Below are 20,588 nucleotides of genomic sequence, written 5' to 3'. Positions count from 1 at the left end.
TGACCGATGGGTGCGGCGCGGGGCGGGTCCGGTGGTTCGGACCCGCCCCGCGGTTGGTCGAGCGGTGGATCAGCTGCCGGCGAGCAGCCCGGTGATCTTCTCGGACGCGGCCTTCGCCTCGGTGGCGGGGTCGCCGCCCTGGAGGACCGCCGTCATGTAGGGCTTGATCGGGTTGTCGACCTCGACGGCGGCCCACTGCGGCGAGTTGGGGGTCGCGTGGCCCTCGGCGGCACCGGCGGCCATCGCCGCGGTGCTCTCGTCGCCCTCGATGACCTTCGCGAGGGCGGGCTTGTTGGGCACGTACTTCATGGTCTTGGCCAGGTCCTGCTGCCACTTGGCCCCGGCCAGGGCCTTGATCACCTCGTAGCCGGCGGCACGCTGGTCGGCCTTCTGCGGCACGATGAGGTCGGAGCCGCCGGTGAACACCGAGCCGGGCGTCTTCGCGGTCTTACCGGGAATCGGGAAGTAGCCCAGCTTCCCCTTGAGTTCGGGGTTCTGCTTCAGGATCAAAGGCACACTGCTGGGCGTGGAGATGATCTGTGCGACATTCCCCTCGGCGAACACCTCGACCTGCGGGGGCTTTTCCTCGTCGCTGTCCATGGGACCGTCACCCAGCGCCTGGAGCTTCGAATAGAACTCCATGCCCTTGAGGGCGGCGGGCGTGTGGAGAGTGCCCTGCCACTCGCCCTCCTTGTCGCTGGCGAGTTCCCCTCCCTCGTCCCAGATGAACCCGGCGAGCACGTACCAGTTCTGGCCGGGCAGATACATGCCCTGGATTCCGTCGCGGTTGAGTTTCTGCGAGTCCTCGATCCACTGCGCGCGCGTCTTCGGCACGTCCTCGATGCCCGCGGCCTCGAAGAGGTCCTTGTTGTAGATCACCACGCGGTTGGCCGCGTACCACGGGATTCCGTACTGGACGCCGTCGATGCTCCCCGGCTCGGCGAGACCGGGCAGCCAGTCCTCGCTTCCCAGGTCACGCATCGATTCGAGGGTCAGGTCGCGCAGGTTGCCGCTCTCGGCGTACTGGGCGACCTGGGTGTTGCCGACCTCGATCACATCGGGCGTGTCCTTGCCGTCGAGAGCTTCCATGACCTTGGGGCCGATGCCACTCCATTCCTGGATCTTGAACTCCAGCTCGATCGACGAGTGCTCCTCCTCGTACGACTTCTTGAAACGCTCCAAAAAGTCCGCGGTCACACTGTTCTTCATCAGCCAGATCGTGACCTTCTTGTCACCGGAGCCGCCCGAGCCGGGGATCAAGCCGCACCCACCCAGCGCAACGGTGGAAACAAGGGCGACAGCTCCGACGAGCATGCGGTTTTTCACGGATTCACCTTCTGCGGAACGGCAGGACGAAATATGCGGACCCGAGTGGGGGACTGCGGGCTGCGCTCGCACGGGCGTGGCTGGATTTTGGTATGTACCAATAGTTTGGTCAAGGGCCGTTCTGGACATGCGTGACCTCTTCGACCCCTCGCGAACCGGGCCGAGGTAGGGCACCTTGGTAGGGACGAGAGGAGACAAACCATGCCAAATCACACCTATCGCGTCACTGAAATCGTAGGAACCTCCCAGGAGGGCGTCGACGAAGCCATCCGCAACGGCGTCGCGAGGGCCTCGGAAACGTTGCACAATCTCGACTGGTTCGAGATCACACAGGTGCGTGGGCAGATCGAGGATGGCCGAATCGCGCACTACCAGGTGGGACTGAAAGTGGGCTTCCGGCTCGACGACCCGAAGTGACGCGGACCGTCCGGCACGTCCGGGCCGAGCCCGCTCCGGTCAGGTGCGCCCCTCCCGTTCCTGCGCGTCCCTCAGCGCGGGCGAGGCCGGCGTCCAGCGGGCGCGCACCACGGTGAATCCGGCCAGCTCGGCGGCGTCGCAGACCAGCTCGTCGTCGTCGACCAGCACGCGTACCGTACGGTCGCGCCCAAGCCGCTCCAGGATCTCCAGCTTGGTCCGGCGGGCCGGCCGGCGGTCGTCGTTGCGCCGCATGCGCAGCGTCCCCTCGGGCAGCCCGTACCGGGCCAGCCAGGCCAGGGTGTCCTTGCGGCAGCGCTCGGGCCGCCCGGTCAGATAGACGATCTCGCACTCCTCGGCCGTGCGCAGCGCCAGCCGTACGCCCTCGTCCAGCGGCGGGTCGTCGGCCGCCGCGGCGAAGAAGGCGGCCCAGTCGCGGCGGCCCTCCAGGAAGTGCTGCCGGTGCGTGGTGTCGGCGAGCGTACCGTCAAGATCGAACACGGCCACCGGCCGGACGTCGTTTCCCATGCGGTCAGCAAATCAAGGCGCCGCCCCGTCCGGCCAACCGGCACGACCACCGGCCGGGCGGGAAGTCCGGCACCGAGCGCAGGAGTGACCCCCTCCCCCATGACCTCGCCCCACGACCCGTACGTCCGGGTCCGAGGCGCCCGCGAGCACAATCTGCGGAACGCCGACGTCGACATCCCCCGCGACACCCTCACCGTCTTCACCGGCGTCTCCGGCTCGGGGAAGTCGTCGCTGGCCTTCGGCACGATCTACGCGGAGGCCCAGCGCCGCTACTTCGAGTCCGTCGCCCCGTACGCCCGGCGGCTGATCCACCAGGTGGGCGCCCCGGCGGTGGGCGAGGTCACCGGGCTGCCGCCCGCCGTCTCGCTGGAACAGCGCAGGTCGGCGCCGGGTGCGCGGTCGTCGGTCGGCACGGTCACGACACTGTCCAACTCGCTGCGGATGCTGTTCTCGCGCGCCGGGGACTATCCGGCGGGGGCCGAACGGCTGGACTCGGACGCGTTCTCGCCGAACACCGCCGCCGGGGCCTGTCCGCGCTGCCACGGCCTGGGGCTGGTCCACCGCACCAGCGAGGAGTCGCTGGTGCCTGACCCCGGTCTGTCGATCCGGGAGGGCGCGATCGCGGCCTGGCCGGGGGCCTGGCAGGGCAAGAACCTGCGCGATGTGCTGGACGCCCTCGGCCACGACGTGGACCGGCCGTGGCGGGAGCTGGACCCGGCCGACCGGGAGTGGATTCTGTTCACCGACGAGCAGCCGGTGGTGACCGTCCACCCGGTACGGGAGGCCGGCCGCATCCAGCGCCCCTACCAGGGCACGTACATGAGCGCGCGGCGCTATGTGATGCACACCTTCGCCGACTCGAAAAGCGCCTCGCTCCGGGCGAAGGCCGAGCGTTTCCTGACCAGTGAGCCCTGCCCGGCCTGCGGGGGCTCCCGGCTGCGTCCGGAAGCGATGGCCGTCACCTTCGCGGGCCGGACGATCGCGCAGCTCGCCGGGCTGGCGCTCACCGACCTCGCGGACCTGCTCGCGCAGGCGGGCGGCGACGGGACCGCGCGGGTGCTGACGGCGGACCTGCTGGCCCGGATCTCGACCGTCACCGAGTTGGGCCTCGGCTATCTGAGCCTGGACCGCACGGCGCCCACGCTCTCCTCGGGCGAGCTCCAGCGGCTGCGCCTCGCGACGCAGCTGCGGGCGGGTCTGTTCGGGGTGGTGTACGTCCTGGACGAGCCGTCGGCGGGGCTGCACCCGGCGGACACCGAAGCGCTGCTGGCGGTGCTGGGGCGGCTGAAGGAGGCAGGCAACACGGTCTTCGTGGTGGAGCACCAGCTCGACGTGGTGCGGCGGGCGGACTGGCTCGTCGACGTCGGGCCGCTGGCCGGGGAGCACGGTGGCCGGGTGCTGCACAGCGGGCCGCCCGCCGGGCTGGCCCGCGTCGAGGAGTCGGCCACCCGCCGCTTCCTGTTCCCCGACGCGACGCCCCCGCCGCGCGAGGTGCGTGCCCCGGCGGGGTGGCTGCGGCTGCTCGGGGTGGACCGGCACAACGTGCGCGGGGTGGACGCGGCGTTCCCGCTGGGGGTGTTCACGGCGGTCACCGGGGTCTCCGGGTCCGGCAAGTCGACGCTGGTGGGGCAGGTGCTGGCGGGCGCGCTCGCCGACCGGGCCGCCGCCGGCGACGACGGGCCGGAGCGGCCGGTGAGCGGGTACGCGCGGGCGGAGGGCCTGGCGGCGGTGGACCGGCTCGTCCAGGTGGACCAGCGGCCGATCGGCCGTACGCCCCGGTCCAACCTGGCCACGTACACCGGTCTGTTCGACGTGGTGCGCAAGCTGTTCGCGGCCACGCCGACGGCGCGGGAGCGGGGGTACCGGGCCGGGCGGTTCTCGTTCAATGTGGCGGGCGGGCGGTGCGAGACCTGTCAGGGCGAGGGGTTCGTCTCGGTGGAGCTGCTGTTCCTGCCGAGCACGTACGCGCCCTGCCCGGACTGCCGCGGCGCGCGGTACAACCCGGAGACGCTGGAGGTGACGCTGCGCGGGCTGAACATCGCCCAGGTGCTGGACCTGACCGTGGAGTCGGCGGCCGGGTTCTTCGCGGACTCGCCGGCCGCGGCGCGCAGTCTGGGGACGCTGCTCGACGTGGGCCTCGGCTATCTGCGGCTCGGGCAGCCGGCGACGGAGCTGTCCGGCGGCGAGGCGCAGCGGATCAAGCTGGCGGCGGAGCTCCAGCGGGTCCGGCGCGGCGGCACGCTGTACCTGCTGGACGAGCCGACGACGGGGCTGCACCCGGCCGATGTCGAGGTGCTGATGCGGCAGTTGCACGGGCTGGTGGACGCCGGGTCCACGGTGGTGGTCGTGGAGCACGACATGGCCGTGGTGGCGGGCGCGGACTGGGTGATCGACCTCGGTCCGGGCGGTGGGGACCGGGGCGGCCGCGTCGTGGCGGCGGGGCCGCCGGTGGAGGTGGCGGGGGTGCCGGAGAGCCGTACGGCGGGGTACCTGCGGGCGGCCCTGGGGCTTTCCTGAGCGCCGGGGCGGCGTCAAGTCGGGTGGGCGGGGGGCGGGTTGGCGGTTCGATCGGTGGGCGTCCGACGGCCCGTCCATGAAACAGTAAAGAACGTTGACAGTTAGCTGGTCCATACCAATCATGGGCATGCCACGCGGCCTTCGGCGCCGTGCGGCATGTGACCCCCGGCCGGGACTCACAGGAACGCCGCGCCCCTCCCCGGGCGCGGCGGAGCCGTGCAACCGCCCGTTGTCCCACCCCCGCTGGGAGCTGCCCCATGAGACGTCCAAGAACAGTCGGCGCCGTCCTGAGCGCCTTGGCCACCGCAGTCGCGTCCGCAGGTCTGGTCCTCGGATCGGGCGCCGGAGCGCAGGCCGCCACCGCCGCCGCCACCCCCATGCCCGCGCACGTCTTCGCCCCGTACTTCGAGGCGTGGAACGGCGACAGCCCGGCCGCGCTCGCCCAGGCGTCCGGTGCCAAGTACCTGACGATGGCCTTCATCCAGGCCGCGACCAAGGGCTCCTGCACCCCGTACTGGAACGGCGATTCCAGCATGCCGATCGACCAGTCGGAGTTCGGCGCCGACTTCGCCACGATGCGGTCGCGCGGCGGCGACGTGATCCCGTCGTTCGGCGGCTACACGGCCGACAACACCGGCACCGAGATCGCCGACAGCTGCACCAGCGTCGACTCGATCGCCGCCGCGTACGAGAAGGTCATCACGACCTACGACGTGACCCGGCTCGACATGGACATCGAGGACAACTCGCTGACCAACAGCGGCGGCATCGACCGCCGCAACAAGGCGATCAAGAAGGTCCAGGACTGGGCCGCCGCCAGCGGGCGCCCGCTCCAGATCTCGTACACCCTGCCGACCACCACGCACGGTCTCGCCGAGAGCGGCCTCGCGGTGCTGCGGAACGCGGTGTCCAACGGCGCCAAGGTCGATGTCGTCAACCTGATGACGTTCGACTACTACGACAACGCCTCGCACGACATGGCGCAGGACACCAAGACCGCGATCACCGGTCTGAAGGGCCAGCTGGCCTCCCTGTACCCGTCGAAGACCGACACCCAGCTGTGGAACATGACCGGCATCATCGAGATGCCCGGCATCGACGACTTCGGGCCGGCCGAGACCTTCACCACGGCCAACGCGCCCGTCGTCTACGACTGGGCCGTCGACAAGGGCGTGGGCACCCTGTCCTTCTGGGCGCTCCAGCGCGACAACGGCGGCTGCCCCGGCACCGGCGGCAGCGACACCTGCTCCGGCATCGCGCAGGACACCTGGTACTTCACCCACACCTTCGCGCCGTTCACCCGTGACGGCGGCGGCGGTCCGGCGACCGACGACTACTCGGTGGGTGTGACCCCCTCCTCGGCGACGGTCGAGCCGGGCAAGTCCGTGACCGCCACCGTCAAGACCGCGGTGACCTCGGGCGTCGCCCAGACGGTCGCGCTGACCACGAGCGGTGCCCCGGCCGGGGTGACCGCGACGCTCAGCCCGACCTCGGTGACCGCCGGCGGCTCCGCCACGCTCACGCTCAGCGCGTCGGCGTCGGTGGCCCCCGGCACGTACAACGTCAAGGTGACCGGCACCTCCGGCACGCTCAGCCACTCGGCCACGCTGGCCCTGACCGTGCCCGGCAAGGGCGGCACGGGCGCGCTGGTGAACGGTGACTTCGAGACCGGTGCGCTGGGTCCCTGGACCTGCCAGCCCGGTGGCGCGGTCGTGTCCTCGCCGGTGCACGGCGGTTCGCACGCGCTGGCCGTCGCGGCCACCTCGTCGCAGACCGGTGAGTGCGCGCAGACGCTGACCCTGTCCCCCAACACGACGTACTCCCTCCAGGGCTACATCCAGGGGAACTACGCCTACCTCGGGGTGCGGGGCGACGCGTCGGCCAGCACCTGGGGCCTGTCGAGCTCCTACGGCAAGCAGTCGCTGTCCTTCACCACCGGTTCGACCGGTTCGGTGACGGTCTACCTGCACGGCTGGTACGGCCAGGGGACGGTCTACGCGGACGACCTCTCGGTCACCAAGTCCTGACCCGGCACACATGACGGCCTGCGGGCTCCGGGGACACGTCGTCCCCGGGGCCCGCAGGCCGTAGGCGGTCCGGTCAGCGGCGCGCCTTGCGGGTGGCCCGCAGCCACTCCTTGTTCATCGCCGAGATCGACGGCAGCGGGATGCCCTTGGGGCAGGCGGTGGCGCACTCCCCGGTCAGGGTGCAGCCGCCGAAGCCCTCGCTGTCCATCTGCTCCACCATGTCGAGCACCCGCGTCTCCCGCTCGGGAGCACCCTGCGGCAGCACGTTCAGATGGTTGATCTTCGCCGAGGTGAAGAGCATCGCCGACCCGTTGGGGCACGCCGCGACGCAGGCGCCGCAGCCGATGCACTCGGCGTGCTCGAAGGCGAAGTCCGCGTCCGGCTTGGGCACCGGCGTGGCGTGCGCGTCGGGGGCGGTGCCGGTCGGGGCGGAGATGTAGCCGCCGGCCTGGATGATGCGGTCGAAGGCGGAACGGTCCACCACCAGGTCCTTGACGACCGGGAAGGCGGCCGCGCGCCAGGGCTCGATGTCGATGGTGTCGCCGTCGTCGAAGGCCCGCATGTGGAGCTGGCAGGTGGTGGTGCGCTCCGGGCCGTGGGCGTCACCGTTGATGACGAGGCTGCACGCGCCGCAGATGCCCTCGCGGCAGTCGTGGTCGAAGGCGACGGGGTCGTCACCGGCGAGGATCAGCTCCTCGTTGAGGGTGTCGAGCATCTCCAGGAACGACATGTCGCGCGAGATGCCGTCCACCTCGTACGTGGACATGGCGCCGGGGGTCTCGGCGTTCTTCTGGCGCCAGACGCGCAGGGTGAGCTTCATGCGTAGCTCCGCTGGGTGGGGTGGACGTACTCGAAGACGAAGTCTTCCTTGTGCAGGACGGGGGCCTCGCCGGTGCCGGTGAACTCCCAGGCGGCGCCGTAGGAGAACTCCTCGTCGCGCCGGGCGGCCTCGCCGTCCGGGGTCTGGGACTCCTCCCGGAAGTGCCCCCCGCAGGACTCGGCGCGGTGCAGGGCGTCGAGGCACATCAGCTCGGCGAGCTCCAGGTAGTCGACGATCCGGTTGGCCTTCTCCAGCGACTGGTTGAGCTCGTCGCCGGTGCCGGGGACCTTGATGCGCCGCCAGAACTCCTCGCGGATCTGCGGGATGCGGGCCAGCGCGGTGCGCAGCCCCTCGTCGGTGCGGGCCATCCCGCAGTACTCCCACATGAGTTCGCCGATCTCCCGGTGGAAGGAGTCCGGGGTGCGGTCGCCGTCCACGGAGAGCAGCAGGTTGAGCCGGTCCTCCGTCTCGGCGACGACCTCCTCCACCGCCGGGTGCGCGGCGTCGACGTCCTCGCGGTGCGGGTTGCGGGCGAGGTAGTCGTTGATGGTGGCCGGCAGCACGAAGTAGCCGTCGGCGAGGCCCTGCATCAGCGCGGACGCGCCGAGCCGGTTGGCGCCGTGGTCGGAGAAGTTGGCCTCGCCGATCGCGAAGAGACCGGGCACGGTGGTCTGGAGGTCGTAGTCGACCCAGAGCCCGCCCATCGTGTAGTGCACGGCCGGGTAGATCCGCATCGGGGTCTCGTACGGGTTCTCCGCGGTGATCCGCTCGTACATGTCGAAGAGGTTGCCGTACTTCTCGGCGACCCCGGCCCGGCCCATCCTCCTGATGGCGTCCGCGAAGTCGAGGTAGACGCCCTGGCCGCCGGGGCCGACGCCGCGCCCCTCGTCGCAGACGTTCTTCGCGGCGCGGGATGCGATGTCGCGGGGCACGAGGTTGCCGAAGGCCGGGTAGACGCGCTCCAGGTAGTAGTCGCGCTCGTCCTCGGGGATGTCCTTGGCGGGGCGGGTGTCGCCCTTGGCCTTGGGCACCCAGATGCGGCCGTCGTTGCGCAGCGACTCGCTCATCAGGGTGAGCTTGGACTGGTGGTCGCCGGTGCGCGGGATGCAGGTGGGGTGGATCTGGGTGAAGCAGGGGTTCGCGAAGAGGGCGCCGCGCCGGTGGGCCCGCCAGGCGGCGGTGGCGTTGGAGTTCATCGCGTTGGTCGACAGGTAGAAGACGTTGCCGTAGCCGCCGCTGGCCAGGACGACGGCGTCCGCGAAGTAGGTGTCGATCTTCCCGGTGAGCAGGTCGCGGGCGACGATGCCCCGGGCCCGGCCGTCCACCACGATCAGGTCGAGCATCTCGGTACGGGGGTGCATCTCGACGTTGCCCGCGGCGATCTGTCGGGACAGCGCCTGGTAGGCGCCCAGGAGCAGTTGCTGCCCGGTCTGGCCGCGCGCGTAGAAGGTGCGGGAGACCTGGACGCCGCCGAAGGAGCGGTTGTCGAGGAGTCCGCCGTACTCGCGGGCGAAGGGGACGCCCTGTGCGACGCACTGGTCGATGATCTCGACGGAGATCTGGGCGAGCCGGTACACATTGGTCTCGCGGGAGCGGAAATCGCCGCCCTTCACGGTGTCGTAGAAGAGGCGGTACACCGAGTCGCCGTCGTTGCGGTAGTTCTTGGCCGCGTTGATGCCGCCCTGCGCGGCGACCGAGTGGGCGCGGCGGGGCGAGTCCTGGAAGCAGAACTGGACGACGTGGTAGCCCTGTTCGGCCAGGGTCGCGCCGGCCGAGCCGCCGGCCAGGCCGGTGCCGACCACGATGACGGTCTGCTTGCGCCGGTTGGTGGGGCTGACCAGCTTCGCCCGGAAGCGGCGGTTGTCCCAGCACTCGGCGATGGGTCCGTCGGGTGCCTTGGTGTCGGCGACGGGTTCGCCGGTGGTGTAGTGGAGGTAGTCGTTCATGTCAGCTCACCACTCCGGTCATGACGGCGACGGGGACGGAGACGAAGCCCGCCGTCAGCACCAGCGCGAGGACGTCGGCGAGGGTCTTCAGGACACGGTCGCGGCTCGCGCGGCCCGCGCCGAGGGTCTGCGCGGCGCTCCAGAACCCGTGCCGGATGTGGAGTCCGAGGGCGAGCATCGCGACGATGTAGATGACGTTGCCGTACCAGGTCGAGAAGGTGTCGATGACGTTCTGGTACGGGTGGCCGGACCGGAAGCCGCCCGAGTGCACGGTGCCGGTCGTCAGGTCCAGGATGTGCCAGACGATGAACAGCCCGAGGATGACGCCGCCGTAGCGCATGGTGCGGGTGGCGTAGCTCGCGCGCGGCCTGCGGTGGACGTACCGTTCGGGCCGCGCCCGCAGGTCGCGCCGGCTGAGCTGGTACGCGGAGACGGCGTGCAGCACGACGGCGGCGAGGAGCACCACACGCACGATCCACAGCGCCCACTCGTGGTGCAGGACCGGAGCGCCCATGGTCCGCAGCCAGCGCGCGTAGCCGTTGAACTCGTCGGAACCGAAGAAGATCTTCAGGTTTCCGAACATGTGGGCGACCAGGTAGAGGAGCATCACCAGGCCGCTCACGGCCATGATCGCCTTCTTGCCGACGGTCGAGCCCCAGAGCGTACGCGTCATGGACGGCCGTCGGTCCGTCCGGGTTGCCAATGCCATGGACACGACGCTAGGGGCGAAGGGCCCGATCAGTCCAAGACATGGAACGGCTGATCTCCATAGGCTCAGGCTATGCAACGGGGTAGCGTGGGGTGATGCAGCTCCAGCAGCTCACGTATTTCGTGGCCGTCGCCGAGGCCCGGCACTTCACCCACGCCGCCGAGCGGGTGCACGTCTCGCAGCCGTCGCTCTCCCAGCAGATCCGGGCCCTGGAGAACGATCTGGGCGCCAAGCTGTTCAGCCGGGCGCGCGGCAACATCACGCTGACGGCGGCCGGCGAGGCACTGCTGCCGCTGGCCCGGCGCATCCTGGCCGACGCGGAGACCGCCCGGCACGAGGTGCAGGAGCTGGCGCAGCTGCGCCGGGGCCGGGTGCGGCTGGGGGCCACGCCGAGTGTGTGCACGGGTCTGCTGCCGGAGGTGCTGCGCGCCTTCCACGATCTGCATCCGGGCATCCGGCTGCTGCTGGAGGAGGGCGGTTCGCACGACCTGGTGCGGGAGCTGGCGCGCGGGGCGCTGGATCTGGCCCTGGTGGTGCTGCCGCTGCCGGCCGCGTCCCCGGCGCTGACCACGGTGGAGCTGCTCCGGGAGGACCTGGTGGTGGTCTCGTCGGCGCACCGGCCGCGGCCGGGCAGGGGCGGCCGGGTCCGGATCGCGGATCTCCGGGACGAGCCGCTGGTGATGTTCCGGCACGGCTACGACCTGCGGGAGCTGACGGTGGCCGCCTGCCGGGCGGAGGGCTTCGAGCCGTCGTTCACGGTGGAGGGCGGCGAGATGGACGCGGTGCTCGGCTTCGTCCGGGCGGGCCTGGGCGTCGCGGTCGTCCCGAACATGATCGCCACCCGCGCCGGGCTCGACCTGCGGACGACGCCGCTGGCCCGCCCGGGGCTGCGCCGCACGATCGCGCTGGCGCACCGCAGCGACGTGGACCCGCCGCGCGCGGCCCGTGAGTTCCAGCGGGTCCTGCTGGCGGGGCGGGCGGACCCGGCGGCCCCGTGACGCGGGGTGCCGGGTGCGCCCGCCCGGTTCACACCGCGTCGGCCAGCAGCAGCGAGTGGATGCGGTCCGGGGCGCCCGGCCGGGCGTAGTACCAGCCCTGGGCCGTGTCGCAGCCGAGCTGCCGCAGCTGCTCGGCCTGGGCGCCCGTCTCGACGCCCTCCACGGTGACCGCGAGGTCCAGGCTGTGTGCGAGCGAGACGATGCCCTCGACGATCTTGAGGTCCACCGGGTCCGCCGGAAGGTGCTGCATGCCCTGGGTGAAGGAGCGGTCCAGCTTGAGCACGCTCACCGGCAGCCTGCGCAGGTTGGCGAGGTTGGAGTAGCCGGTGCCGAAGTCGTCCAGGGCGATGTCCACGCCCATCTCGGCCAGTTGGCGCAGCGGCTTGAGCAGGTCCTCGTCGGCCCCGATGAGCGCCGACTCGGTCACCTCCAGGCACAGGGCGCCCGCTTCGAGCCCGGAGCGCTCCAGAACCTCGACGGTCTCGGCGACCAGTCGCGGGTGGTGCAGCTGGGCCGGGGAGAGGTTGACGTTGATGCGCAGCGGGCCGCCGTCGGTGTGCCGCTCCTGCCAGAAGTTGGCCTGGCGGACCGATTCTTCCAGCACCCAGCGGCCCAGCGGGACGATGAGTCCGGTGTGCTCGGCGAGCGCGATGAACCGGTCGGGTCCGAGCACACCGTGCTGGGGGTGGCACCAGCGCACCAGGGCCTCCGCGCCGTGCACCGTGCCGTCGTCGAGGTGGACGAGCGGCTGGTACTCGATGAAGAACTCGCCGCGTTCCAGGGCGGCCGGCAGGGCCGTGGTGAGGCCGTGCCGGGTGATGGCGCGGGCGTCGGCCTCGGCGTCGGCCAGCTCGAAGCGGTTGCCGCCGGCCGACTTGGCGCGGTACATGGTGATGTCGGCGCTGCGCAGCACCTCGGCGGCGCTGCGTTCCCCGGCGGGTCCCTCGACGACGCCGATCGAGCCGCGCACGGTGAGTTCGCGCCCGTCGAGCCGGATCGGGGTGCCGAGGACGCCGAGGATGCGGCAGGCGAGTTCGTCCACCTCGGCGGGGCTGTCGAAGCTGGTCGTCAGGGCGACGAACTCGTCGCCGCCGAGCCGGGCGACCATTTCGCCGGGGGCGGTGGCGCAGGTCTGGAGGCGGTCGGCGACCTCGACGAGCAGCCGGTCGCCGGCGGCGTGGCCGAGGCTGTCGTTGATGGCCTTGAAACCGTCGAGATCGAGGTAGCAGAGCCCGAAGCGGCTGCCGTCGCCCGCTGAGAGCGCTTTCTCCAGCCGCTCGAAGAAGAGCGTCCGGTTGGGCAGTCCGGTGAGCGCGTCGTGGGTGGCCTCGTAGCGCAGCCGGAGGTTGAGGAGCCGGCGCTCGGTGGTGTCCTCCAGCAGGGCCAGCTGGTACTCGGGCCTGCCCTCGGCGTCGCGCAGCAGCGACACCGTCAGATTGGTCCACAGGACGGTGCCGTCGTTGCGGTAGTACGGCTTCTCGACCCGGTAGTGCTCGCGTTCGCCGCGTACCAGCTCGTTGTAGTACTTCCAGACCTGCGGGGAGTCCTCGGGGTGGACCCACTCGTTGACGCGGTGGCTGAGGACGTGGTTCTCCAGGCCGCCGAACATCCGGGTGAGGGTGTCGTTGATCTCCAGCACGTTGCCGTCGAGGTCGGCGATCCCGATGCCGATCGCCGCGTCCTTGAAGACGGCCCGGAAGCGTGCCTCGGTGGCGTGCAGGGCCTGTTCGGCGTGCGAGCGGGCGGCGAGCGCCGAGCGGGCGATGGCCTCCTGTTCGGACAGGGTGCGTTCGCGCAGGGCCTGGGTGAAGCCGGCGGCGACGGCGTGCTGGATGCGGGCGCAGCGGGAGCGGCTCTCCTCGGTGGCCAGGGGCACCGGACCGTTGTTGCCGCAGTAGAGCACCAGGTAGGAGTCGACGACGCCGAGCGTGGAGCTGAGCGCGTCGGGGTCTGTGCAGTGGGCCGCGACGAGTTCGCCGCCCACGCCGGTGGCCGCCGCCGCGTCGAACGGGCGGGCGTGCAGGGTCTCGTTGAGGGTGCGGGCGAGCGGCAGCAGGTGCTGCTCGAACTCGGGGCGGGTCAGGGAGGTGGCCGTCGAGGGGAAGATGGCCCGGCTCCAGATGGTGGCGAACCTCCGGAGCCGGTCCTCCGGGCCGTCGGGGGCCGCGTCCGGGACTCCGGCCGACTGGGCGGGAATGCTCACGCCTTGCGTCCCACTCCCGCGATGCCCGAGAAGGCGTATGGGTCCTCGTTCTCGGGGGCGGCGGGGCTCTCGGGGCGCCATTCCGGCATGGCGACCAGTCCGGGTTCGACCAGCTCGTAGCCGTCGAAGAAGCGGGCGACCTCGTCGCGGGTGCGCATGACGAGCGGGTTGCGGATGTCGCGGTACACGCCGACCGCGCCGCCGGCCTCCTCGCGGGTCAGCGGGATGCCCTCGTAGGCGGCGTGGGTGACGACCAGGAGGCTGCCGGGGGCGAGCATGTCGCGCAGCGCCGCGACGGCGGCCTGCGGGTCGTCGGAGTCCTCGATGAAGTGGAGTACGGCGACGAGCAGCAGTGCTACCGGCCGGTCGAAGTCGAGGAGTTTGGCGACTTCGGGACTGTCCCGGATCTCCTGGGGCCTGCGCAGGTCGGCAGCGGCGATGGTCGCACCCTCGTTCCCGGCGAGGACGGCCTGGCTGTGCGCGACGGCGACCGGGTCGTGGTCGACGTAGGCGACCTTGGCGGCGGGGTCGAGGCCCTGGGCGACCTCGTGGACATTGCCGAAGGTGGGTATCCCGGAGCCGATGTCGAGGAACTGGTCGACGCCCTCGCTCAGCGCGTAGCGCACGGCGCGTCGCATAAAGGCCCGGTTCGCCTGCATCACCTTGGGAAGTCCCGGCATGAACTCCATGGCCTTGCGGGCGGCTTCCCGGTCCACCTCGAAATTGTGCGAGCCGCCCAGATAGAAGTCATACATTCGGGACACGCTCGGCACCGAAATGTCAATGCCTTGCGGTGCCCAGGCGGGACGCTCCATCGATGTCTCCAACAAGTCGCCACGACGATCCGGCCATGTTCATGGTCAGTGTGAACCAGAGGCTACTGATCGACCGCCAAGAGAGCGAGCGGAAACGGAAATTGGCCGTCCGTTATTGGTCACACTCCCATGGCATGTGCAACCGACTCGTCGCTGCCCGTCACATTCGACGAACGGAAAGGTTCGAATAGTTCACTCCCGGACTACTTTGACGAATCGCTGAACTCTTCATCCCGGAACCGGCGCATCATGTGCCGTGGGAGCCTTGGCCGTTGGCACCCGGAGGCCGCGCACCCCCGGAGAGCCGGGGCCCCAAGAGGGCCGCCGCCGCGGCTCCGGCGCCGCACCGCATCGCGGAATGCCCGGCTCCGACGAGACTCGCGTCGAAGTCGTTCCCTGCAAGATGGTCGATAATCGGCCATTCTCAGGAAGCAGCCCTTCGAGGCGCATCGACACCATTCCCGACCGTTCCAAACCTCCTGCGCATCCAATCCCCTCCATCGGGCGAATCCGGAGGAGCCACGGCGTGTCGCCGCGCGGCCCGGAACATGCTCCCGGTCGTGTACGGATCACTCATCTGGCGGTTGGCCGCGGCCCTCGCGCTCACCTGGCTGCTGACCGCGCCCACCCCGGCGATCGCCGACAGCTGCGCATACGCGTACGTCGATGACGGCGAGGGCGGCCGGTACGTGGTCGTCAGCGGTGACCACGACTGCTTCCCGACCCCGCACCCCACGCCCACGCACACCCATACGCACTCTCCGCCGCCGCCGCACACTCCCCCGCCGTCGCCGACCCCGACGCCCACCCCGACCCCGACACCGGAGCCCTCTCCGCCGCCGCCGAAGCCGACGCCGCCCCCGCCGCCTCCCGTGCACAGGCCCGCGCCGGCACCGCCGCCCCCGCCCTCCCCGGCTCCCCCGGCCCCGACGCCCCCGGCGCCGCCCGCGCCGAGGCCGGAGCCGGAGCCCGTGCCGGCGCCGAAGCCCTCCACCACGCCCCCGCCGTCCGTGCGGCCCTCGCCCTCGGTCCGCGTGGCGCTTCCCTCGTACCGCCCGCCGGCGCACCGGAAGCCGACGCGCCACACCTCCCTGGTCACCAGCACCCTGCTGATCACCGCTCCCGCCGTATTCGCCGTCGCCGTGCTGCGGCCCCGTTCCCGATGAACCCCGGAGACGCTCATGTCGGAATGGCTAGTTCTCGCCCTCGCCCTGGTCGCGGCGACCGCCGTCGTCCTCACCATCGCCGTCCTCAGCAACCGCAGACTCCCGGACAACGACGATCCTTCGGAGACCCCCGACGTCATCGAGTACATGACGATGATGATCGGGGTGATCTACGCGATCGTGCTGGGGCTCGCCATCGCGGGCGTCTGGGAGGGCCGCGGCGCCGCCCAGGAGTACGTACGCCAGGAGGCGCAGGCGCTGCACGAGGTCAGCGCGCGCTCGTCCGTCTATCCGGCGGAGGTGCGGGACCGCATCCGGGCCGACGTGGACACGTACGTGACCTTCGTGGTGCACGACGAGTGGCGGACCATGACCGAGGACGGGACGCTCAGCGACCGGGGCGCGGAACTGCTGGCCAAGGTGCGCGCGGACGTCACGGACTACCAGCCGCGGACGGACCACGAGGGGCAGGCGTACCAGCCGCTGGTCGACCAGGTGGCCGCCGCGGACGACGCCCGCAGCGCGCGCGGGCAGAGCGCCGGGGCGACGATGCCGGGGGTGGTGTGGTTCGGGCTGATCATCGGCGCGGTGGTGACCGTGGGCCTGATCTTCACGCTGCAGATCAGGCGCACCTTCCGTGAACTGCTGCTGGCCGGCCTCTTCAGTGTGCTGATCGCCTTCCTCCTCTTCCTGATCTGGGACTTCGACTCACCCTTCGGACGGGGCTTCTCGGCGACGGCCGCGCCCTTCCTCGACCTCTTCCCCGGGGCCGCGGGCGGATAGCGGACGCGGCCGTCCGGCGGGGTGCGCCGCACGAGGGACAGCGGTGCCCCATTCGCCGGACTGCGATCGCGGGCGAAATGCACCACTTCTAGCGTGGGCGGCGTTCGAGGTGCATTTCTGACACTTTGTGGAAATCCGTTCCGCAGCTGCTCCTCGGGGACCCGGAGGATTCACCATGCGCGCAATACGTGTCGCCCCCGTCGCTCTGCTCGGCGCGGCGGCGCTCGCCCTGGCAGCCCCGGCCGCGACCGCGTACGCCGCGGTGGCGGGCGGCCCCTCGGGCGGCGGGAACGGATACACCGTCACGCCGTCCGCGGTCGCGCCCGGCGGCAAGGTCACCCTCGCGGCGCGGGGGTGCTCCACGACGGCCACGGCGTCCTCGGGGGTGTTCGACACCGTCACCATTCCGATGAACGGCAGCAGCCAGGCCACCGTCGACTGGGACGCCAAGCCGGGCGCCGCCTACGAGGTGACGTTCATCTGCAACACCTCGCCCAGCTCCACGGCCAAGGTGAACCTCACCATCGGCGCGGCCACGGGCTCGCCCACCACCAGCTCGACCAGCACGGCGGCCGCCTCGGCCTCGCCGGCCGGGGTGCAGGGCGGTCTCGGCGGCAGCATCGACAGCATGAACTCCGGTGAGATCGTGGCGGGCACCGCGCTCGCCGTGGCCGCCGGAGCCGGTGTCGTGTTCTTCGCGCGCCGCCGCAGGGAGAGCCGCTCGCACTGACCGGTGCGGCGCGTGCGGCCCACGAGAGTCGCCCCGAGTCCTGGCACAGGACTCGGGGCGACTTCGGTTATCGGTCCGGCGGGGGCGTCCTCGCGGTCAGGCCGCCCCATGGCCCGCCTTCCGGCGGCGCATGAAGTACATGCCTCCGCCGAGGGCCGCCGAGGCGACGAGGCCGGCGCCGACGCCCATCTCCGCCGGGGTGGCGGCCATGGAACCGCCGAGCCCGCCCTGGGCGCCGCGGCTGTCGAGCACGGTGAAGCGGTGGCCGGCCGTCCGGTCGGTGCCGTCGCAGCGGACCGTCAGGTTGTACGTGCCGGGCGTCGCGTCGTCGAAGACGCGGACCCGGGCGTGGCCGACCCGGCCGGCGGAGAGCCGGGTGGTGCGGAACGCGTTGGACGAGACGCTGCCGCCCCGGCCGCAGCCCTCGGCGCTGACCTGCATGGCCGCGCCCTGGTGCACGCGCTCGGGGTCCACGGTCACGTTGTTCGGGCCGTTGTTCCGCCCGTTGTTGTTGCCGTTCCCGTTGTTGTTGCCGTTGTTGTCGCCGTTCCCGTTGCCGTTGTTGTTGCCGTTGTTCCAGCCGTCGCGGTCGTTCCAGTTGTTCTGGTTGTTCTGGTTGGTGCCGTTGTTCTGGGTGTTGCCGTTGTTCTGGTTGTTCCCGACGTCCCCACCGGCGGCCGCCATCGGGCTGCCGATGCCGAGCGCCGCGACGGCCGCCGCGGCGACGACGAGAGCGCGTGTAGCACGCATCGTTCGAACCTCCACCGGGAAGCGCCCCGGTGCTCGGTGCGCCGGGATGGATCGACGAGAACGCCTCCCATGACGAACCCTCACCAGAACCTTGATCCACCGCATTTCGGCGCTGCTCCACACCGGTGATCCGACACGCCGTGCACGGGACCGTACAGCTGACGGAGGCGCAGGTCACGGGCCGTCAGAAGTTTTGTCCGCGCGCTACTCCGATAAGCATCCGGGTGGACCGCCGCCACCCGTTCGCCCTTCTCTGATCGCCGCCCGGTCGCACCACGCCTAGCGTTCTGCTCGTCGCGACGAAGGGAGAACCATGGGCCGGGACAACTGGCGACCGGAACGGATCAGGCACTCGCCCTGGGGCGCGCTCGCCCTGGCGATGCTCACCGGCCTCGCGCTGATGCGCAACGGGGCCGACCTCTCCCCCGGCCCGCCGCAGCCCGTGGCCGCCGCCTCGGTGGGCCACCAGAAGGACGCCCCGGCCGCGCCGGTGGCGAACCCGGCCCTCAAGCCCCTCCCGTACGCCCCCGTCGACCGGGTGGTCGTCCCCGCCATCCAGGTCGACGCGCCGGTCATCGATGTGAACCTCGACCCGGACGGCTGGATCGAGACCCCGCCGCCCGAGGACCCCAATCTGGCCGGCTGGTACCAGAACGGCATCGCGCCCGGACAGGCCGGCACCGCCGTCGTCGTCGGCCATGTGGACAACAAGGCGGGGCCCGCCGTCTTCTACGGGCTCGGCTCGCTGAACAAGGGCGACCGCGTCGAGATCGAGCGCAGCGACGACCGGGTGGCGGTCTTCGAGGTGTACGGCGTCGAGGTCTTCGCCAAGAACGACTTCCCCGGCGCCCGGGTGTACGGCGACACCGGGCAGCCGGAGCTGCGGGTCATCACCTGCGGCGGCGGCTACACCAAGGCCGGCGGCTACGACGGGAACGTCGTGGTCTTCGCCCGCCTGGTGGAGACCCGCTGACCCGCGCCGCGTCGCGCGGGGGCGGGCCGATAGCCTCGCCGGTGTGACGGATCAGCACTCCCACCGGTTCGAACGCGGCACGGACGGGCCGAAGGTGATCGTCGCGGGCATCGACGGCTCCGAGTCCTCGATGCGCGCGGCGGCGTACGCGGCCGGTCTCGCCCGGCGTCAGCGGGCCAGGCTGGCGCTGGTGTACGTCCAGCCGGTCCTGGCGGCGGGTGCCGCGCTCGGGGCCCCGGTCGGCGATGCGACGGTGGAGGTCGCCGAGGGGCTGGTGAGCGAGATCCGGGCGGCGACCGAGCGGCTGAAGGACATATGGGACGTCCGCTGGGAGTTCCACACCTTCCGCGGTGACCCGTACAACGGTCTGGTGACCGCGGCCGACGAGCTGAAGGCGGACGCCGTCGTGGTGGGCGCCTCGGAGTCGGCGGGGCACCGCTTCATCGGTTCGGTGGCCGTCCGCCTGGTGAAGGCGGGCCGCTGGCCGGTCACCGTGGTGCCGTAGCCGCCCTCCGGAGGTGCCCGTCCGCTCGCCGGAGGTGCCCGACCGTTCACCGCACCACTCGCCGCTCGGTGCGACCGTTCGTCGCACGGCACCGCCCTCGTCCTGTTCCTCGTGGCCTGAATGCGCTCGTATACGCCAGGTCGGCAACGAGGCGGCAGGACCTGGCGGGAAGGGCGTTCACCATGACCACGACGACGACCGATGAGCGGGCGCTCGCGGAGCTCCAGCGTGATCACGGACCCGCCGTGTTCCACTTCCTCCTCGGGCTGACCTTCGGCGACCGGCAGCGCGCCGAGGACCTGCTCCAGGAGACGCTCGTACGGGCCTGGCAGCACCCGGAGGCGTTCGACGGCCCGTACGAGTCGATGCGGCCCTGGCTGTTCACCGTGGCGCGCCGCCTGGCGATCGACGCCCGGCGCTCCCGGCTGGCCCGGCCCGCCGAGGTCAGCGATGTGGTCCTGGAGTGCGCCCCGGCGGGTTCGGACACCGCGGAGTCCGCGGTCGCGGCGCTCGATGTGCGCGAGGCGGTGCGCGCCCTGAGCCCGGAGCACCGGTCGGTGCTGGTGCAGATCTACTTCCGGGGGCTGAGCGTGGGCGAGACCGCCGAGGTGCTGGGGATTCCGGCGGGCACGGTCAAGTCGCGGTCGCACTACGCGCTCCGGCTCCTCTCCCGCCGCCTGCCCGGCTACTCCGGCAGGGCGGTGCGTACCCGAGTGTGTGACGCATCGGGCGCGGCGGATACTTCCCTTCTGGCCACGCGGGGCGCGCTCCCCCGGTTCAATGCTGCGTGGGGAACCGGCCGGGAGCCTGCCGGCCGTACGGTCCCGAGAACGAGGGAATGAGGCGATACGGGATGCCTCCGGAACGTCATGAGGGGTCCGGCGCGGACGAGCTGCCGGTACCGATGGCCTGGATGTACGCGGAGTACCTCGCCGACGAGTTGCTGCGCACCGGCGATCTGATGGAGCCGGCGACGCTGGAGTACCGGGCGGGCCGGGACGCGCTGGCGCTGACCATCTTCCTGCTGGACGGTGCGGTGGCCGGGGCGCTGCCGGCGGCCCGGGTGGACGAGCTGCGGCTGCTCACCGCGCACGGGGCTCCGTGGCGCCCCTGGGTGTGCGACCGGCTCGGCGCACCGGTCGCGGGCGCGACGGACGCGGACGTGGCGCTGGCGCGGTCGGCGTGGCGGTGGCTGGAGGAGACGGAGCTGCTGGCCGCCGACCTGGAGGCGATCGGCCCGCTGCCCTGGGAGGCGGCGGACGGTCCGGACGGGGAGGCCGAGGAGGGCGCGCAGGTGTGGACGCCGGCCTGGCAGCTGGGCCTTCCGCTGGGGCATCTGGCGGTGCACCTGTACTGAGGGGGCGCGGCCGGGTGGTCC

18 protein-coding genes and 1 pseudogene are annotated in these 20,588 nt (G+C 71.4%); 11 read left to right on the top strand and 8 right to left on the bottom strand.

The genetic code is table 11. The features are described 5' to 3' along the window. Window positions 1-69: 69 nt before the first annotated feature. On the bottom strand, window positions 70-1,326 hold the full coding sequence (locus OG710_RS28115; RefSeq protein WP_330241842.1) for an extracellular solute-binding protein: 1,257 nt from the start codon (window positions 1,324-1,326) through the stop codon (window positions 70-72). Window positions 1,327-1,527: 201 nt separating this feature from the next. Between OG710_RS28115 and OG710_RS28110 the strand changes: the two genes are divergently transcribed. Then, window positions 1,528-1,743, top strand: coding sequence for a dodecin (locus OG710_RS28110; protein ID WP_330241841.1), 216 nt, complete (start codon window positions 1,528-1,530; stop codon window positions 1,741-1,743). Between the two features lie 39 nt (window positions 1,744-1,782). Here OG710_RS28110 and OG710_RS28105 read toward each other — a convergent pair whose 3' ends face one another. Next, entirely contained in the window at window positions 1,783-2,268 is a 486-nt protein-coding gene (locus OG710_RS28105; RefSeq protein ID WP_330241840.1) for a phosphatase domain-containing protein, read from the bottom strand. A 99-nt stretch (window positions 2,269-2,367) separates the two neighbouring features. On the opposite strand from OG710_RS28105, the gene OG710_RS28100 reads away from it, so the two are divergent. Beyond that, window positions 2,368-4,785: an excinuclease ABC subunit UvrA gene (locus tag OG710_RS28100; protein ID WP_330241839.1), complete on the top strand. Its 2,418-nt coding sequence runs from the start codon at window positions 2,368-2,370 to the stop codon at window positions 4,783-4,785. Between the two features lie 257 nt (window positions 4,786-5,042). Further along, a complete protein-coding gene (locus tag OG710_RS28095) occupies window positions 5,043-6,812 on the top strand; it encodes a glycosyl hydrolase family 18 protein (protein WP_330241838.1) in 1,770 nt (589 codons plus the stop codon). 73 nt (window positions 6,813-6,885) lie between these two features. Here the strand turns inward: OG710_RS28095 and OG710_RS28090 are convergent, their stop codons facing one another. Genes OG710_RS28090 through OG710_RS28080 form a run of 3 tightly spaced genes read right to left on the bottom strand, consistent with a single transcriptional unit; the run spans window position 6,886 to window position 10,287 of the window. After that, on the bottom strand, window positions 6,886-7,632 hold the full coding sequence (locus OG710_RS28090; protein ID WP_239222989.1) for a succinate dehydrogenase/fumarate reductase iron-sulfur subunit: 747 nt from the start codon (window positions 7,630-7,632) through the stop codon (window positions 6,886-6,888). Beyond that, window positions 7,629-9,578, bottom strand: coding sequence for a fumarate reductase/succinate dehydrogenase flavoprotein subunit (locus OG710_RS28085; protein ID WP_330241837.1), 1,950 nt, complete (start codon window positions 9,576-9,578; stop codon window positions 7,629-7,631). The genes OG710_RS28090 and OG710_RS28085 overlap by 4 nt, the downstream gene beginning before the upstream one ends. A gap of 1 nt (window position 9,579) precedes the next feature. Next, window positions 9,580-10,287 carry a succinate dehydrogenase gene (locus OG710_RS28080; RefSeq protein WP_330241836.1) on the bottom strand — a complete coding sequence of 236 codons (708 nt, stop codon included), beginning with the start codon at window positions 10,285-10,287 and terminating at the stop codon, window positions 9,580-9,582. A 95-nt stretch (window positions 10,288-10,382) separates the two neighbouring features. Between OG710_RS28080 and OG710_RS28075 the strand changes: the two genes are divergently transcribed. After that, the gene (locus OG710_RS28075; RefSeq protein ID WP_330241835.1) at window positions 10,383-11,285 is read left to right on the top strand and encodes a LysR family transcriptional regulator; all 903 of its coding nucleotides are present in this window, start codon (window positions 10,383-10,385) and stop codon (window positions 11,283-11,285) included. 28 nt (window positions 11,286-11,313) lie between these two features. Here the strand turns inward: OG710_RS28075 and OG710_RS28070 are convergent, their stop codons facing one another. Together OG710_RS28070 and OG710_RS28065 are read right to left on the bottom strand one after the other, a co-directional pair. After that, the gene (locus OG710_RS28070) at window positions 11,314-13,488 is read right to left on the bottom strand and encodes a putative bifunctional diguanylate cyclase/phosphodiesterase (protein ID WP_330241834.1); all 2,175 of its coding nucleotides are present in this window, start codon (window positions 13,486-13,488) and stop codon (window positions 11,314-11,316) included. Beyond that, window positions 13,485-14,303 (bottom strand): SAM-dependent methyltransferase, encoded by an 819-nt coding sequence (locus OG710_RS28065; protein WP_330241833.1) that lies wholly within the window; start codon window positions 14,301-14,303, stop codon window positions 13,485-13,487. The genes OG710_RS28070 and OG710_RS28065 overlap by 4 nt, the downstream gene beginning before the upstream one ends. Before the next feature lie 560 nt (window positions 14,304-14,863). On the opposite strand from OG710_RS28065, the gene OG710_RS28060 reads away from it, so the two are divergent. The 3 genes from OG710_RS28060 to OG710_RS28050 all read left to right on the top strand — a co-directional run bounded on the left by OG710_RS28060 (window position 14,864) and on the right by OG710_RS28050 (window position 16,982). Further along, a complete protein-coding gene (locus OG710_RS28060) occupies window positions 14,864-15,469 on the top strand; it encodes a hypothetical protein (RefSeq protein ID WP_330241832.1) in 606 nt (201 codons plus the stop codon). A gap of 15 nt (window positions 15,470-15,484) precedes the next feature. Continuing rightward, entirely contained in the window at window positions 15,485-16,252 is a 768-nt protein-coding gene (locus OG710_RS28055; RefSeq protein WP_330241831.1) for a bestrophin-like domain, read from the top strand. Between the two features lie 175 nt (window positions 16,253-16,427). Then, window positions 16,428-16,982, top strand: a complete 555-nt coding sequence (locus OG710_RS28050) for a hypothetical protein (protein ID WP_330241830.1) — start codon at window positions 16,428-16,430, stop codon at window positions 16,980-16,982. A gap of 96 nt (window positions 16,983-17,078) precedes the next feature. On the opposite strand, the gene OG710_RS28045 is transcribed toward OG710_RS28050, so the two are convergent. Further along, entirely contained in the window at window positions 17,079-17,732 is a 654-nt protein-coding gene (locus OG710_RS28045; RefSeq protein WP_330241829.1) for a hypothetical protein, read from the bottom strand. 313 nt (window positions 17,733-18,045) lie between these two features. Here OG710_RS28045 and OG710_RS28040 point away from each other — a divergent pair, with 313 nt between their 5' ends. The 4 genes and pseudogenes from OG710_RS28040 to OG710_RS28025 all read left to right on the top strand — a co-directional run bounded on the left by OG710_RS28040 (window position 18,046) and on the right by OG710_RS28025 (window position 20,567). Beyond that, window positions 18,046-18,705, top strand: coding sequence for a class F sortase (locus tag OG710_RS28040; RefSeq protein ID WP_330241828.1), 660 nt, complete (start codon window positions 18,046-18,048; stop codon window positions 18,703-18,705). A 43-nt stretch (window positions 18,706-18,748) separates the two neighbouring features. Further along, window positions 18,749-19,210 carry a universal stress protein gene (locus tag OG710_RS28035; RefSeq protein WP_330241827.1) on the top strand — a complete coding sequence of 154 codons (462 nt, stop codon included), beginning with the start codon at window positions 18,749-18,751 and terminating at the stop codon, window positions 19,208-19,210. Between the two features lie 182 nt (window positions 19,211-19,392). Then, window positions 19,393-19,956, top strand: a pseudogene (locus tag OG710_RS28030) (sigma-70 family RNA polymerase sigma factor); the annotation flags it as partial. 107 nt (window positions 19,957-20,063) lie between these two features. Then, complete coding sequence (locus OG710_RS28025) at window positions 20,064-20,567, top strand: hypothetical protein (RefSeq protein WP_330241825.1); 504 nt, start codon at window positions 20,064-20,066, stop codon at window positions 20,565-20,567. Window positions 20,568-20,588: the final 21 nt, after the last annotated feature.

Source organism: Streptomyces sp. NBC_00525 (assembly GCF_036346595.1).
In the GTDB taxonomy this organism is placed as follows: domain Bacteria; phylum Actinomycetota; class Actinomycetes; order Streptomycetales; family Streptomycetaceae; genus Streptomyces.
This window is presented reverse-complemented; position numbering and strand designations above follow the sequence as displayed.

Coding starts and splice junctions, on each gene's coding strand:
- OG710_RS28110 (WP_330241841.1), top strand. CDS start 1,528: ATGCCAAATCACACCTATCGCGTCACTGAAATCGTAGGAACCTCCCAG.
- OG710_RS28105 (WP_330241840.1), bottom strand. CDS start 2,268: ATGGGAAACGACGTCCGGCCGGTGGCCGTGTTCGATCTTGACGGTACG.
- OG710_RS28100 (WP_330241839.1), top strand. CDS start 2,368: ATGACCTCGCCCCACGACCCGTACGTCCGGGTCCGAGGCGCCCGCGAG.
- OG710_RS28095 (WP_330241838.1), top strand. CDS start 5,043: ATGAGACGTCCAAGAACAGTCGGCGCCGTCCTGAGCGCCTTGGCCACC.
- OG710_RS28090 (WP_239222989.1), bottom strand. CDS start 7,632: ATGAAGCTCACCCTGCGCGTCTGGCGCCAGAAGAACGCCGAGACCCCC.
- OG710_RS28085 (WP_330241837.1), bottom strand. CDS start 9,578: ATGAACGACTACCTCCACTACACCACCGGCGAACCCGTCGCCGACACC.
- OG710_RS28080 (WP_330241836.1), bottom strand. CDS start 10,287: ATGGCATTGGCAACCCGGACGGACCGACGGCCGTCCATGACGCGTACG.
- OG710_RS28075 (WP_330241835.1), top strand. CDS start 10,383: ATGCAGCTCCAGCAGCTCACGTATTTCGTGGCCGTCGCCGAGGCCCGG.
- OG710_RS28065 (WP_330241833.1), bottom strand. CDS start 14,303: ATGGAGCGTCCCGCCTGGGCACCGCAAGGCATTGACATTTCGGTGCCG.
- OG710_RS28055 (WP_330241831.1), top strand. CDS start 15,485: ATGTCGGAATGGCTAGTTCTCGCCCTCGCCCTGGTCGCGGCGACCGCC.
- OG710_RS28050 (WP_330241830.1), top strand. CDS start 16,428: ATGCGCGCAATACGTGTCGCCCCCGTCGCTCTGCTCGGCGCGGCGGCG.
- OG710_RS28045 (WP_330241829.1), bottom strand. CDS start 17,732: ATGCGTGCTACACGCGCTCTCGTCGTCGCCGCGGCGGCCGTCGCGGCG.
- OG710_RS28040 (WP_330241828.1), top strand. CDS start 18,046: ATGGGCCGGGACAACTGGCGACCGGAACGGATCAGGCACTCGCCCTGG.
- OG710_RS28025 (WP_330241825.1), top strand. CDS start 20,064: ATGCCTCCGGAACGTCATGAGGGGTCCGGCGCGGACGAGCTGCCGGTA.